Below are 14,140 nucleotides of genomic sequence, written 5' to 3'. Positions count from 1 at the left end.
TACCACTCCGTATACACCCTGTTCAACGTAAACGACTGTATAGCCAGTATATTCGCATAAATCGCGCTCTCCGGCCATGTGGAATAGATTTCGCAGGAAGCCACGTTCTTGATGTAATCCTTATACCGTACCCAGTAATTGGGCGCGGAGGGGTCGTTCGGCACGCCGTCATGGACGATGACGAACTCCGGGATCACCACACGGCTCAGGACGATCTCCCCGGTCTCCGCCATGGGCTTGATCTCGTCCTCCGGTATCTTGGGAGGGAAGTCCCCGTACAGGGTGTGGTCCGGTATCACGACGATCTTCTCTTCCTCTTCCGTGGCGGCCAGGGGATTCATCTGCACAGGCTGGAGCGAGAGCTCCCCTGCCAGGATCTCCGAGCCGGATATCAGCACAGGCTCATAGTCCGGGGCGGTGACGGTGATGTTGTACTCGGAGTAGGGCTGTATCTCGTTTTCCGGCTGCAGTGACAGGGCCAGGGGCGGTGCGGGCAGCTCTGTCTCCGGGGTCTGGCCGGAGCTGTCGGTGGTCAGCACCTTCAATGGCGTGTCTGGCTCTCTGGTATAGGCTATGGTGACTGTAGCGCCTTCTACGGGGACCAGTCCGATGGAAGAGACCACGCTGATTTTGATGGTGCCGGCATAGGAGGCGGCATCGCTTTCAGGCTCCTGCATTTCGATTACATTGGTGTCGGGCATAAGCTTCCTTTTGCGCCGGAGGGCGCGTATGATTCGTTACGGTATAGTATGCACCCGCGGGGAAAATGTTACGGAAGGCTATTGACGGAGGGGCCTGTTTGGCATATTATTGTATTATGAGGTTGATACAACCCGGGCCGGCCGGAAGCGGAGGAGCCGGCGGCGGGACAGGGCAGGTTACGACAGAAGAGAGGAGGATGGCTTTTGGCTTGGGTTTTAGAGGATGGCAGACCTATATACGCGCAATTGGTGGAGAGGCTGCAGGTACAGATCGTCTCCGGTGCTTATCCGCCGGGCGGGAAGCTTCCCAGCGTCAGGGAGCTCGCGGCGGTGGCGGAGGTGAATCCGAATACCATGCAGAAAGCATTTGCGGAACTGGAGAAGAGCGGGCTGATCATCACGCAGGGGACCAACGGCAGAGTGGTGACGGAAGACGAGAGGCTGATACAGGGCAGTAAGCGCCAGCTTGCGAAGCGGCATGCGGATGCCTATTTCGCCGGGATGGAGGGGCTGGGGTACACCAGGGCCCAGGCGGCAGAGTTCCTGCGGGCTGCGGAGGGGAAAGGAGAGGCGGAGGATGAATGAGCTGATTGAGATAACGGGGCTGACCAAGGCCTATGACGCGAACCATGTCGCGGTGAACAACGTGAGCCTGACGCTGCCCCGGGGGAAGATCGTCGGGCTGCTGGGCCCCAACGGAAGCGGCAAGACCACGCTGATCAAGATGCTGAACGGGCTCCTGACCCCGACCCAGGGCAGCATCCGGATCGGAGGACAGCCTGTGGGCGTGGAGACCAAGGCGCATGTGGCCTATCTGCCGGACCGGACGTATCTGTCCGGCAATAAGAAGGTGACCCAGATTCTGGACTTCTTCTGTGATTTCTACGCGGATTTCTCCAGGGAGCGGGCGGTGGGGATGCTGCAGAGCCTGGGGGTGGATCCGAATGCCAGGATGGGCACGCTCTCCAAGGGGACCAAGGAGAAGGTGCAGCTGATACTGGTCATGAGCCGGCAGGCGGATCTCTACATTTTGGATGAGCCCATCGCAGGTGTGGATCCCGCGGCCAGGGACTATATCCTGCGGACCATCCTGAACAATTACGATCCCAACGCCACGGTGCTGATCTCCACCCATCTGATCGGGGACGTGGAGCAGGTGCTGGACGAGGTGATCTTCATGCGCTACGGACATCTGGTGCTGTATACCTCCGTGGACAATATCAGGGAGCGGCACGGGAAGTCGGTAGACGCTTATTTCAGGGAGGTGTTCGCATGTTAGGGAAGCTGATCAAGCATGAGTGGAAGGGCACTTACAGGATGGGCTGCCTGATGCTGGGGGCCATGGCGGTGGTCACCTTTTTGGGCTGGCTCTCGTTCCAGGCGCCCGTGTGGAAATCCATGAACGGCGGCAGCCAGGCCTCTTTCGGCTGGCTGGACATCTTCAGCATGTTCACGGTGATGATCTATGCCATGCTGCTGGTATGCGTCACCTTTGGCATCAAGGTCTATCTGGGCGTGCGCTTCTACAGGACCATGTACACGGACGAGGGGTATCTGACCCATACGCTGCCTGCCACGAAGAACCAGATACTGGCCAGCAAGATACTGGTCAGCGGGCTGTGGACGCTGTTCATCCTGCTCTCCGTGTACCTTTCGCTGCTCCTGCTGGTGTGCTCCATGGTATGGACGGTGGTGCCGGAGGGATATCTGCCGGCCGACTTTTTCTCCGCTGTGTGGGAGATGATAGGGGAAATGGAAGCCGTGTTCAGTTTCAACGCTTCCCACTTCGTGGGGATATGGATCATAGCGTCCGTGGTGGGGGCCTTTACATCCAACGCGATCCTCTTCGGCGCCATCTCCCTAGGGCAGTTGGTGTCCAGGGCAAGGCTCTTTGTGGGCATCCTGTACTATATCCTCATCCTGGTGGCGGAGCAGATGCTGGTCTCCCTGTTCCGCAGCTTTGCCACCAATATCGGCATCTATCTGAACATAAACACGGACATACGGTTCCTGATCGACCTGCTGACGGCGGCCGCGCTGTATGGGGCGATGTACTTCATCACGAGCAGGAAACTGAATCTGGCGTAAAGATGTGTTGCCCTATGGCTGAGGATTTGATACAATAGAATCGAAGGGCAGATTCTATTGTCAAAATGCTATAATAGAATCGAAGGGCAGATTCTATTGTCAAAATGCTATAATAGAATCCAAGGGTCATAGGGATTTTCATGTCCGGGACAGCTGTAGGGATAGGCAAAAGCGGGTGAGCACAAAATGCAGATGCAGAAGATAATCGATCAGATTCTGGCGGGGGACTTTGACTATGAGAGCGGTTCCCTGGATTTTTCCTGTACAAAAATAGAATTCGCCGTGCCAAAGGGCGGGCAATATGAGGACTCCTTCCGGATATATGCCCCGGAGGGGGCGGCGGGCATGGTGCTTTCCTCGGACTGGAGGATGGAATGCCTGACAGAGGAATTCTCCGGCGAGCAGGATCAGGTCGCCTTCCGGTTCCACGGGGAGAAGCTGGAGGAAGGGGACGTGGTGAAGGGCACCTTCGACATCATCAGCGACAGGGGAGAGTATTACCTCCCTTTCGTGGCCTCCGTGGAGCACGTCATGCCGGAATCCTCCGTGGGCACGGTCAAGAATCTGTTCCACTTCGCGAACCTGGCGAAAAGCGACTGGAAGGAGGCCGTGAAGCTGTTCTACTCCCCGGAGTTCCTGCGGATCTTCTCGGGCAGCGACGCCAGGTATCTGGAGGATTACAGGGCCCTGTCGGCCTACCGGGGCCAGGAGCAGAACGTGGAGGAATTCCTGATCCAGGTGAACAAGAAGCAGCCCCAGGAATTCACGGTGGAGGAGGCGGCGCTGGACGTGGAGCTGCCGGCTTACGGCCCGGACGCGGTGACGGAGCATGCATTGACGGTCCTGCGGAGCGGCTGGGGCTTCACGAGGCTCTTCGTGGAGTACGAGGGGGAGTTCCTCTTTACGGAGAAGGAAGTCCTGACGGACGACGACTTCCTGGGCAACCGGTTCCGGCTGCCTGTGTTCATCGACAGCGGCCGCTGCAGAAGGGGCAGGAACTTCGGGCGGATCCGCCTGTACAATTCCTTTGTGGATCTGACGGTTCCCGTGACGGTGGCGAGGGGCGGGACCCCGGGGACCGGGGAGGCGGAGCGGATGCGCTGCACAGTCCGCCTGATGGAATTCTATCAGGCGTTCCGGCTGCGCAGGCTTTCCACCGCCGTCTGGCTGAAGGAGACGGGGAAGCTGGTGGAGCGGATGGTGGCCATGGACGAGGGGGACATTTCCGCCAGACTGCTGCAGGCCCAGCTGCTGATTACGGAGGAGCGCTACAACGAGGCCGGGTGGATCCTGGACCATGTGGCCGAGGTGCTGGAAAAGAGCGACTGCGGCCATACGCTGACGGCGTACTATCTCTATCTGACCACGCTGATCCACGGTGAGGAGGACTATGTGGAGCGGGTGGCGGGGGAGGTGGAGCGGCTCTTTAAGAGGGACGATTCCAATTGGCGGGTGGGGTGGCTTCTGATGTACCTGTCGGAGGAATACTGCCGGTCGGACAGGGAGAGATGGGCTTTCTGGGAGGATCTGTTCCGGAAGGGCTGTACCAGTCCGGTGCTGTACATCGAGGCGCTTTCGCTGGTGAACGGCAACCCCGCGCTGCTCCACAGGCTGGGCAGGTTCGAGCAGCAGGTCATCTGGTACGGGGCCAGGCAGGGGGCGCTGAAGCGGGAGGCGGTGGAGCAGGCGCTGTACCTGACCGGCAGGATGAAGGAGTGTTCGGGGCCAATCTTTGCCGCCTTGACGAAGCTGTACGGGAAAAAGAAGGATGTACAGATTCTGCAGGAAATCTGTACGCTGCTGATCAAGGGCGGAAAGGTGGGGCCCGCCTGTTTCGGCTGGTACAAGGCCGGGGTGGACGCCCAGCTCCGAATCACGAACCTGTACGAGCATTTCATGATGTCCCTGAACCTGGAGCGGCCCCAGGAGATCCCCAAAGCGGTGCTGAAATATTTTTCCTATCAGAACAATCTGGACTATGCCCATACCGCGTATCTGTACGACTATATCTGCCAGCGCCAGGAGAAGCTGGGAGATGTGTATGAGGCTTACAGGTTCAAGATAGAGCATTTCGTGAAGGAGCAGATGAAGAAGGGACGCATCAACCGGAACCTGGCGAGTCTCTATAACAGGCTCCTGCGCCCCGACATGGTGGACGAGCAGACGGCCGCCCCGCTCTCCAGGCTGCTGTTCGCCCATCTGATCCAGGTGGAGGACGACAGGCTCAGGAAGGTGTATGTATACCAGCCCGGGAATCTGCGGCCCAGCGAATACATTCTGTCGGACAGACGTACATGGGTAGCCCTGTACGGCAGCAGGTACACCATCGTCTTTGAGGACGGGGAGAAGAACCGCTTCCTGAAGAACGTGGAGTACACCATGGAGAAGCTGATGATACCGGGGAAGTTCCTGCGCTTCCTCCTGCCCATGGGGCCTCTGGGCCTGGAGCTGGATTTCTATCTGTGCGACAGCGACAGCGGGTGCAGGGAGGAGCCCTCGGAGCGGATTGTGAGGGAGCTTCGGATCGCGGCCTCACGGGACGCGGATCCGGAGGTGAAGCGGGAGCTGCATCTGCGGATTCTGCAGTATTACTTCGACATGGACGATATGCAGGCCCTGGACAGGTATCTGAAAGAGATCCCGCCGGAAGGGCTCCTGGCGCAGGAGCGGGCCAGCGTGGTCCGGTTCATGGTGCTGCGGGGCAATTATAAGCTGGCGTGGGAGTGGCTGGAGAGCTACGGGCCCTATTTCGTGGACGTGAAGATTCTGGTGCGGCTGGTGGGGGCCATGATCGAGAAGTACGATATGGCGGAGAATCCCCTGCTGACTGCAGCCGCCACCCACATCTTCCGGAGGGGAAAGTATGACAGTACGGTGCTGGACTATCTGATCCGGCACTACCGGGGCATGACGCGGAACATGCGGGACATCTGGAAGGCGGCAAAATCCTTCGGCGCGGACTGCTACATGCTCAGCGAGAGGATGCTGGTGCAGATGCTGTATTCAGGCGCTTTCGTGGGGGAGAAGCTGGAGATTTTCCGCTACTATGTCTCCCAGGGGGCGAAGCAGGAGGTGGAGGCGGCTTTCCTGACCCAGTGCGCCTACGACTGCTTCGTCAAGGAGCGCCTGATGGAGAAAGAGGTGTTCCATGAGATCAGACAGATGTATCAGCGGGGAGAGCCCTTGCAGTTGGTCTGCAAGCTGGCCTACCTGAAATATTTCGCCGAGAACAGGCAGGAGGCGGAGGCGGACGAAGACGCTGGCTCCATGGTGCGGGAACTGCTGGAGGAGATGCTGGAGAGGGAAATCTACCTGGAATTCTTCCAGGGATTCAGCCAGTGCCCCGGCCTGGAGAGGGAGCTTTCCGACAAGACCATCATAGAATACCGGGCCAGGCCCCGGACGAGGGTGTGCATCCATTACGCAATCCTGGGCGAGGACGGAGAGGCAGAAATGTACCGCAGCGAGTACATGAGGGAGGCCTACGGTGGCGTGTGCTTCAAGGCTTTCATCCTGTTCTTCGGGGAGAGCCTGCAGTATTACATAACGGAGGAACGGGAGGGGACAATCCAGGTGACCGGCAGCGGCACGCTCCCGAGAAGGGACGGCGACGGGGGAGAGGACAGCAGGTATCAGCTGATCGACGACATCGTCACCGCCGATACGATGCAGGACTATGACACCATGGATCAACTGCTGGAGGAGTATTACAGGAAAGATTTCCTGAACGGCAGGCTGTTCACGGTGAAATGACATGGCGCGAAGGGACAACGGAGGAGCTGGCATGGGAATTCTGAACACGGACAGACTGATAGTGGGATACGATCTGGGGAATGAATACTGCCAGATCAGCTTTGCCACCTCCGAGAGCGGCGAGGCCCAGACCCTTTCCCAGGTGGCCGGGGAGGAGGTCTACAATATCCCCACGGCGCTCTACAAGCGGCAGGGCACGAACCAGTGGCTCTACGGCAGGGAGGCGGTGCGGGCGGACGGCAGCGAGGGGATTCTGGTGGAGAACCTGCTGTCCATGGCGCTGGGCAGGGAGCCGGTGGTCATAGACGGGGAGAGCTTCGACCCGGTGGCGCTGCTTGCGCTGTTCTTTAAGCGGTCTTTGGGCCTGCTCTCCCAGGTTGGGTCCAGGCTGGCGGCGCTGACGATCACCTGCGCCTCCCTGGACCGGGGGATCGTGGATGTGTTGCTGGGGATGGTGGAGGGCGCGCAGCTGAAGGCGGAGCGGATCGCCGTCCAGAGCCATGAGGAGAGCTTTTACAGCTATATGCTGCGCCAGCCCGGGGACTTCTGGACCAGCGACGCGATGCTGTTCCACTACGGGAGGGGCGGAATGCGCATGATGCGCATGGGGTGCAACAGGCGGACGACTCCCATCGTCACCTTCGTGAAGGAGAGGACATACGCCTTTCCGGAGGACGCGCTTCCCGCCTGGGGAGAGGAGCCCGTCCCCTGGGAACCGGATTCCGAGAGGGGGCAGGAGCTGGACAGGGCCTTTTTGGAGATAGCGCAGGAGTGCTGCGGGGAGGAACCCGTGGGCAGCGTATTCCTGATCGGCGACGGTTTCTCCCAGGACTGGATGAAGGAGTCCCTGCGCTTCCTCTGTAGGGGCAGGCGGGTGTTCCAGGGGAACAATCTGTTCAGCAAGGGGGCCTGCTGCGGGATGCAGGAGAGGATTGCCCCGGGGGAGACGGGAAAGGCCCATGTGTTCCTGGGAAACGACAAGCTGAAGGCCAATGTGGGCATGCGGCTGCTGCGGCAGGGGGAGGAATCCTATTACGCCCTGCTGGACGCCGGGGAGAACTGGTATGAGGCGGAGCATGCCATGGAACTGTACCTGCAGGAGGGGAATGAGCTGGCGCTGACGGTGACCCCCCTTGCGGAGAGCGGGGCGGCCGGAAGGAGCAGACAGGTGCGCATCGTGCTGGAGGGGCTTCCGGGCCAGGTGTCAAGGCTGGGGGCGCGTTTCTTCCTGAAGGAGGAGAACCGCCTGTCCGTGGAGGTGAAGGATCTGGGCTTCGGGGAATTCCGCAGCTCCTCCGGGCGGGTGTGGAAAGAAGAAATCGATTTGGACTAGTCGGAAGAGGGAGTGGGCTGGATGCGGGTCAGTGTCTGTGTGGGGAATTACGCGAAAACACCATATTGTGTGCCGGGGCTTGAAATGAATGTCTACAGCATGGAGGAGCTTTGCCATTGCATGAAGGAGAACGCCTTTTTTCTGGATACTGCCCTCATGGAGGACGGGCTGCTGGGCTGGATAGAGAGGGAATGCGGGCTGCGGGAGCTGGCGAAGGCGCTCCATCCCCTTGTGCACAGGCAGGGGTCCCTGAGCGCCTTCGTGCTGGCCATCCTGCGCTATGTGGGCTTTTATGACGAGGCTGTGCTGCAGGAGACGGAAAGCCTGCTGCTGCAGGGGGCGGGATTGACCGGACTGGAGAAGCGCAAGAGCCAGCTGGACTACCTGGTGAAGAAAAAGAGATTCCGACAGGCCCTGCGGGGATATGACGAGCTGTTAAGGTGTCTGGAGGAGGCCCAGGGGACGGAGGCAGGGACGGGAAAAGCCTCCGTAGAAAAAGGCGGCAGCGCAAAGAAAGAGTTTCTTGCGAAAATCTGGCATAATAAGGGTGTGGCCTACGCCGGGCTCATGCTCTACAAAAAGGCGGCGGAATGCTTCCGGCTTGCGCTGGAGTGGGACGGAGGCGAGGAATACCTCCTGGATTACCTGGCGGCAAAGCGTATGGAACTGTCCGAGGAAGCGTATGTAGCCTTCACCTCGGAGCATGGCGAGTGGTATCCCGGCACGCTGGAGCTGGAGAAGAAGCTGGAGAGGGTCATGGGCGAGTGGGAGCAGCAGCCGGATTACCTGCGGCTGTGCAACCGGAAGGACATAAAGAGCAGGGACAGACGGAGGTTCTACGAGGACAACAGGCGCCTGACCCAGGCCCTGAAAGAGAGCTACCGTATGGAATAGATAGGAAATAGCATGTAAAAGGAAAGCGGAAAATGGGATTTTGGTCAAAATTGTTCAGAAAAAGGAAACACCAGGAGAACGGCCCCGAGGACTGGGAGAATCCGGTCTACGACAGGGACGACGTGGACTTCGGCCAGGAGGAGGAGCGGAGCAGATATATCTCCAACTGCCTGGAGCAGATGGGGGAGGCCACGAAGGAAATCGGCCTGCTGACAGGGGAGTATTCCCTGATCACCTCCTACCTGACGGACATGGAGGAGATAGAGGCGCTGCCGGAGACGGAACGGGAGGGCCTGAACAGCATCGCCGGAAGGGTGGTGGCCCTGGAGCAGGAGAGCAAGCGCTACCGGGGCAGGAAGAACCGCATGAAGGACGCGGACTATTACAGGCTCCGGGAGCATGAAGGAGAGATCGCCGAGGGCATCGCCAAGCTGAAGGAATGCGAGGAGTACGGCGGGAAGGTGAAGCAGGATCTCCGGCGGCTGGACAGGGAGCGCCATGCCTATGAGTACCGCAGGGAGGAGCTGAATGTCCTGATGGACAATCTGCGGGGGATGACGCTGATCTTCGTCACGGCTTTCATACTGTGCATGCTGATGCTGGTGATCCTGCAGTTCGTCTTCCATATGGATACCCGGATAGGGTATCTGCTGGCGGTGGCAGCCGTGGCCCTGGCCGTGACGGTGACATGGGTGAAGTACACGGACGACGACAGGGAGCTGCACCAGGTGGAGATAGCGGTGAACAAGCTGATCCTCCTGCAGAACAAGGTGAAGATCCGGTACGTGAACAACAGGAACCTGACGGACTATCTGTATATGAAATACGGCACGGACAGCGCGGAGGCGCTGAACCGGCTGTGGAAGCAGTACCAGAGGGAGAAGGACGAGCGCCGGGAATTCGCGGAGGCCGAGGGGAAGGCGGAGTATTACCGCAGGCAGCTCCTGAACAAGCTGTCCGGCTACCGGATCGCCACGCCCCATCGGTGGATCGGACAGGCGGCGGCCCTGCTGGACAGGCGGGAGATGGTGGAGATGCGCCATGAGTTGATCTCCCGCAGACAGGCCCTGCGCAAGCAGATGGACTACAACCACAATGTGGCGGACACTGCCAGGAAGGAGATCATGGACGTGGCGGCCAAATATCCCGCCTACGCCCCGGAAATCATGGAGATGGTGGCCAGGTACGAGGATTCTGCCTATTGACTTATGGCTTCTTGTAAGATATGATAATTCAGTCGGAAACGAAGGAACGCGAGAGAAAGGCGAGATAAAGGAGAGAGGTAATGGAAAGAGAGCATTCCATGGAAAAAGAGCATTCCACGGACAAATATGTGAGCCCCCTGTCGGAGCGTTACGCCAGCAGGCAGATGCAGTACATTTTCTCACCGGACATGAAATTCAGCACATGGCGGCGGCTTTGGATAGCCCTGGCGGAGACGGAGAAGGAGCTGGGCCTGAGCCAGGACGGCAGGCCTGTCATCACGGATGAGCAGATCGAGGAGATGAAGGCCCATGTGGACGACATCAACTACGACGTGGCGAAGGCCAGGGAGCGTGAGGTCCGCCATGATGTCATGAGCCATGTGTACGCCTATGGGCAGCAGTGCCCCAAGGCCGCGGGCATCATCCACCTGGGGGCCACCTCCTGCTATGTGGGGGACAATACGGACATCATCGTGATGCGGGAGGGCTTAAGGCTCCTGAAGAAGAAGCTGGTGAATGTCATCAAGGAACTGGCCGATTTCGCGGAAGAGCATAAGGCCCAGCCCACTTTGGCCTTCACCCATTTCCAGCCGGCCCAGCCCACCACGGTGGGGAAGCGGGCCACGCTGTGGATGCAGGAGTTCTACCTGGACCTGGAGGATCTGGACTATGTGCTGGGGAATATGAAGCTTCTGGGCTCCAAGGGCACCACGGGCACCCAGGCTTCCTTCCTGGAGCTGTTCGACGGAGACCAGGAGACCATCGATAAGATAGACCCTATGATCGCTCAGAAGATGGGGTTCGCGGAGTGCTTCCCCGTGTCCGGGCAGACTTATTCCAGAAAGGTGGACACCAGGGTGGCAAACGTGCTGGCAGGCATCGCGGCCTCCGCCCACAAGATGAGCAACGACATCCGTCTGCTCCAGCATCTGAAGGAAGTGGAGGAGCCCTTCGAGAAGAGCCAGATCGGCTCCTCGGCCATGGCCTATAAGCGCAATCCCATGCGCTGCGAGCGGATCGCCTCCCTGTCCAGATATGTGATGATCGATGCGCTGAACCCGGCCATCACCTCGGCCACGCAGTGGTTCGAGAGGACGCTGGACGATTCCGCCAATAAGAGGCTGTCCATCCCGGAGGGGTTCCTTGCGGTGGACGGCATCCTGGATCTGTGCCTGAACGTGGTGGACGGGCTGGTGGTGTACCCCAAGGTCATCGAGAAGCATCTCATGAGCGAGCTGCCCTTCATGGCCACGGAGAACATCATGATGGATGCCGTGAAGCTGGGAGGCAACCGCCAGGAGCTCCACGAGCGCATCAGGGAGCTGTCCATGGAGGCCGGGCGCAACGTGAAGGCGGAGGGGAAGGAGAACAATCTGCTGGAGCTGATTGCGGCGGATCCCGCGTTCCCCATGGGCCTGGAGGAGCTGCAGGCATCCATGGATCCCGCCAGATATGTGGGGCGCTCCAAGGAGCAGGTGGAGGCGTTCTTAAGGGAAGTGATTCGTCCGGTGCTGGAGGAGAACAAGGAGCTGCTGGGCGTGAAAGCGGAAGTCACTGTGTGAAAAAATCACGAAGAATGTTTTGCTTGTGTGTTCGGCCGCGGAATATGAGGATACTTTGGAAGAAAGATAAGAATTCGGGAGGCTTAGAATGGGCGGATTTTTTGGTGTTGCATCCAAGGAGGATTGTGTCTTTGACTTGTTCTTCGGAACGGACTATCATTCCCATCTGGGAACCAGGAGGGCGGGAATGGTGGTCTATGGAAAAGAGAGGGGATTCGACAGGGCCATACATAATATAGAGAACGCGCCTTTTCGGACAAAGTTCGACAAGGATTTCAATGAGATGGAGGGGAACATCGGCATCGGCAGCATCTCGGACTTCGAGCCACAGCCGCTGATGGTCCGTTCCCACCATGGGACATACGCCATCACCACGGTGGGCAAGATCAACAACGCGGCGAAGCTGACGGAGGAGCTGCTCTCCAAGGGCCATGCCCATTTCCTGGAGATGAGCGGCGGGGATCTGAATCCCACGGAGCTGGTGGCCTATCTGGTGGATCAGAAGGACAACCTGGTGGAGGGCATCCGGTATGCCCAGGAATCCATCGACGGCTCCATGACGCTGCTGATTATGACATCCAAGGGGGTATATGCCGCCAGGGACCTCCATGGCCGGACTCCCGTGTCCGTGGGGAAAAAGGAGGGCGCATGGTGCGTCTCCTTCGAGAGCTTTGCCTATCTGAACCTGGGGTACGAATTCCAGAGGGAGCTGGGCCCCGGTGAGATAGCGGTGATAACGCCCGAGGGAACCCATACTTTGATGCAGCCCGGGAAGGAGATGAAGATCTGTACCTTCCTTTGGGTATACTATGGATATCCCACATCCTCCTACGAGGGGATCAGCGTGGAGAAGATGCGGTACAACTGCGGCGCGCTGTTAGCCGAGCGGGATGACGTGAAGCCGGACATCGTGGCGGGAGTGCCCGATTCCGGTATCGCCCATGCCATCGGCTATGCCAACAAGTCGGGGATACCTTTCTCCAGGCCCTTCGTCAAGTACACGCCCACCTGGCCCAGGTCTTTCATGCCCACGATTCAGACCCAGCGGAACCTGATCGCCAAGATGAAGCTGATTCCGGTGAAAGATCTGATAGAGGGGAAGAGCCTGCTGATGATCGACGATTCCATCGTCCGGGGCACGCAGATGCGGGAAACCACGGAATTCCTCTACCACAGCGGCGCCAAAGAGGTGCATATCCGGCCCGCATGCCCGCCGGTGATGTTCGGCTGTAAGTATCTGAATTTCTCCAGGTCAAAGTCGGAGATGGACCTGATCGCCAGGAGAGTGCTGAAGGAGATGGAGCAGGAAGGGCGGGAAATCGACCTGAAAGCGTATGTGAATCCCGATACGGTGGAATACAAGGAAATGGTGGGGCGCATCGGGAAGCAGCTGAACTTCACCACCCTGCGCTACCACAGGCTGGACGATATGATCGCTTCCGTGGGAATCGACAGGGAGAAGCTGTGCACTTACTGCTGGGACGGCCATGAATAAGGCGTGGACGGAAAGAAGCTGTTCTGAGCTCGGAAAGTACCCGATGTGCGGTTCTGGCGCTTGGGCTGTACCGATTTGCGGATGGCCCAAGCCGCCTGGGAGGGCGCTGCCGCCGCGGACGGCATGGCGGGAAGCCGGACGTAAGGGGCTTGCCGGAGCTGAGGGATTTTGTGTTGTTGAGTATGGGGTGTTGATGTGATAAGGATATGCTATGTGGTCATAGTCTCTTTGCCGTTCGTGGTCTATTATATCTGCAAGGCGCATTATATAGAACGGCACGGGGAGCGCTATTCGGAGGAGGAGCGCTATAAGATGGCAAGGAAGTGCATCAGAATCATGATGCGCAACGGGAGGATACAGACGGAGAGCTTCGGGCAGGAGCTGTTGCCCGAGGACGGCGGCTACGTCATGTACTCCAACCATCAGGGCAAGTATGACACGCTGGGAATCATGAGCTCCCATCCGAAGCCCTGCACCATCGTCATAGACGCCTACCGTTCCAGGCTGCCCATCACGGACTCCTTCATCGACCTGGTACAGGGCAGCAGGCTGGACAAGACCGACATGAGGAAGCAGTTGAAGACCATTCTGCAGATTGCCGATGAGGTGAAGAACGGGAGACGCTATATCATATTTCCCGAGGGCGGTTACGACCACAATAAGAACGAGCTGCAGGACTTCATGGCCGGTTCCTTCAAGTGCGCCACCAAGGCCAGGGCTCCTATCGTGCCAGTGGCCATCATTGATTCTTACAAGCCTTTCGGGGTGAATTCCCTGCGCAAGGTGAAGACCCAGGTGCATTTCCTGGAGCCTATCCTCTTTGAGGAGTATGGGAAGATGACCACGGCGGAGATTGCCGGGATGGTGAAGGACAGGATAGCGTCTGCCATTGATATGGAGCTGAGCCGACGAAAGGAGATGCGCGACGCCTCGTGAGGAAGGGGAAACGGTTTTACATCTTGACAAACATACCACCGGTATGTTAATATGGATACCGATGGGAAGCATACCGCGGGGGGTGAGGGAGCAGTGGCGAGGAACAAGCATCCGGAGGAAACCGTTCAGCTCATACTGGACGTTGCCTTCCGCCTGTTTATGGAAAAAGGGTA

The 14,140-nt window shown here is 58.7% G+C and carries 10 protein-coding genes and 2 pseudogenes; 11 read left to right on the top strand and 1 reads right to left on the bottom strand.

The window, feature by feature from the left end; genetic code table 11:
* Nucleotides 1–701: pseudogene (locus Q2B33_RS19280) on the bottom strand (peptidoglycan-binding protein); the annotation flags it as partial.
* A gap of 204 nt (nucleotides 702–905) precedes the next feature.
* Between Q2B33_RS19280 and Q2B33_RS19275 the strand changes: the two are divergent.
* From Q2B33_RS19275 to Q2B33_RS24585, 11 genes and pseudogenes are all read left to right on the top strand, one after another.
* Nucleotides 906–1,286, top strand: coding sequence for a GntR family transcriptional regulator (locus Q2B33_RS19275; RefSeq protein WP_300564450.1), 381 nt, complete (start codon nucleotides 906–908; stop codon nucleotides 1,284–1,286).
* Nucleotides 1,279–1,980 carry an ABC transporter ATP-binding protein gene (locus Q2B33_RS19270; protein ID WP_296458801.1) on the top strand — a complete coding sequence of 234 codons (702 nt, stop codon included), beginning with the start codon at nucleotides 1,279–1,281 and terminating at the stop codon, nucleotides 1,978–1,980. Before Q2B33_RS19275 ends, Q2B33_RS19270 begins: the two co-directional genes overlap by 8 nt.
* The gene (locus tag Q2B33_RS19265; RefSeq protein WP_300564445.1) at nucleotides 1,974–2,789 is read left to right on the top strand and encodes a hypothetical protein; all 816 of its coding nucleotides are present in this window, start codon (nucleotides 1,974–1,976) and stop codon (nucleotides 2,787–2,789) included. The genes Q2B33_RS19270 and Q2B33_RS19265 overlap by 7 nt, the downstream gene beginning before the upstream one ends.
* Before the next feature lie 192 nt (nucleotides 2,790–2,981).
* Nucleotides 2,982–6,542, top strand: a complete 3,561-nt coding sequence (locus Q2B33_RS19260) for a DUF5717 family protein (protein ID WP_300812996.1) — start codon at nucleotides 2,982–2,984, stop codon at nucleotides 6,540–6,542.
* A 31-nt stretch (nucleotides 6,543–6,573) separates the two neighbouring features.
* Nucleotides 6,574–7,875, top strand: coding sequence for a DUF5716 family protein (locus tag Q2B33_RS19255; RefSeq protein WP_300564439.1), 1,302 nt, complete (start codon nucleotides 6,574–6,576; stop codon nucleotides 7,873–7,875).
* A 12-nt stretch (nucleotides 7,876–7,887) separates the two neighbouring features.
* Nucleotides 7,888–8,769: a tetratricopeptide repeat protein gene (locus Q2B33_RS19250; protein WP_300815431.1), complete on the top strand. Its 882-nt coding sequence runs from the start codon at nucleotides 7,888–7,890 to the stop codon at nucleotides 8,767–8,769.
* A gap of 50 nt (nucleotides 8,770–8,819) precedes the next feature.
* Complete coding sequence (locus tag Q2B33_RS19245; RefSeq protein ID WP_300789719.1) at nucleotides 8,820–9,974, top strand: hypothetical protein; 1,155 nt, start codon at nucleotides 8,820–8,822, stop codon at nucleotides 9,972–9,974.
* Nucleotides 9,975–10,054: 80 nt separating this feature from the next.
* Nucleotides 10,055–11,536: an adenylosuccinate lyase gene (gene purB, locus Q2B33_RS19240; RefSeq protein WP_300564430.1), complete on the top strand. Its 1,482-nt coding sequence runs from the start codon at nucleotides 10,055–10,057 to the stop codon at nucleotides 11,534–11,536.
* An 88-nt stretch (nucleotides 11,537–11,624) separates the two neighbouring features.
* Nucleotides 11,625–13,031: an amidophosphoribosyltransferase gene (locus Q2B33_RS19235; protein ID WP_300789721.1), complete on the top strand. Its 1,407-nt coding sequence runs from the start codon at nucleotides 11,625–11,627 to the stop codon at nucleotides 13,029–13,031.
* A 195-nt stretch (nucleotides 13,032–13,226) separates the two neighbouring features.
* The gene (locus Q2B33_RS19230) at nucleotides 13,227–13,967 is read left to right on the top strand and encodes a 1-acyl-sn-glycerol-3-phosphate acyltransferase (protein WP_300785484.1); all 741 of its coding nucleotides are present in this window, start codon (nucleotides 13,227–13,229) and stop codon (nucleotides 13,965–13,967) included.
* Between the two features lie 93 nt (nucleotides 13,968–14,060).
* Nucleotides 14,061–14,140 (top strand): annotated as a pseudogene (locus Q2B33_RS24585) (TetR/AcrR family transcriptional regulator); the annotation flags it as partial.

It is taken from the genome of uncultured Acetatifactor sp. (genome assembly GCF_948601915.1).
Classification (GTDB): Bacteria; Bacillota; Clostridia; order Lachnospirales; family Lachnospiraceae; genus Acetatifactor.
Note: the sequence above shows the minus strand (reverse complement) of the source record. Positions and strands in the feature narration are given on the sequence as shown.

Excerpts from the sequence above, each read along its gene's own strand:
- Q2B33_RS19270 (WP_296458801.1), top strand. The coding sequence starts at position 1,279 with ATGAATGAGCTGATTGAGATAACGGGGCTGACCAAGGCCTATGACGCG.
- Q2B33_RS19265 (WP_300564445.1), top strand. The coding sequence starts at position 1,974 with ATGTTAGGGAAGCTGATCAAGCATGAGTGGAAGGGCACTTACAGGATG.
- Q2B33_RS19260 (WP_300812996.1), top strand. The coding sequence starts at position 2,982 with ATGCAGAAGATAATCGATCAGATTCTGGCGGGGGACTTTGACTATGAG.
- Q2B33_RS19255 (WP_300564439.1), top strand. The coding sequence starts at position 6,574 with ATGGGAATTCTGAACACGGACAGACTGATAGTGGGATACGATCTGGGG.
- purB (WP_300564430.1), top strand. The coding sequence starts at position 10,055 with ATGGAAAGAGAGCATTCCATGGAAAAAGAGCATTCCACGGACAAATAT.
- Q2B33_RS19235 (WP_300789721.1), top strand. The coding sequence starts at position 11,625 with ATGGGCGGATTTTTTGGTGTTGCATCCAAGGAGGATTGTGTCTTTGAC.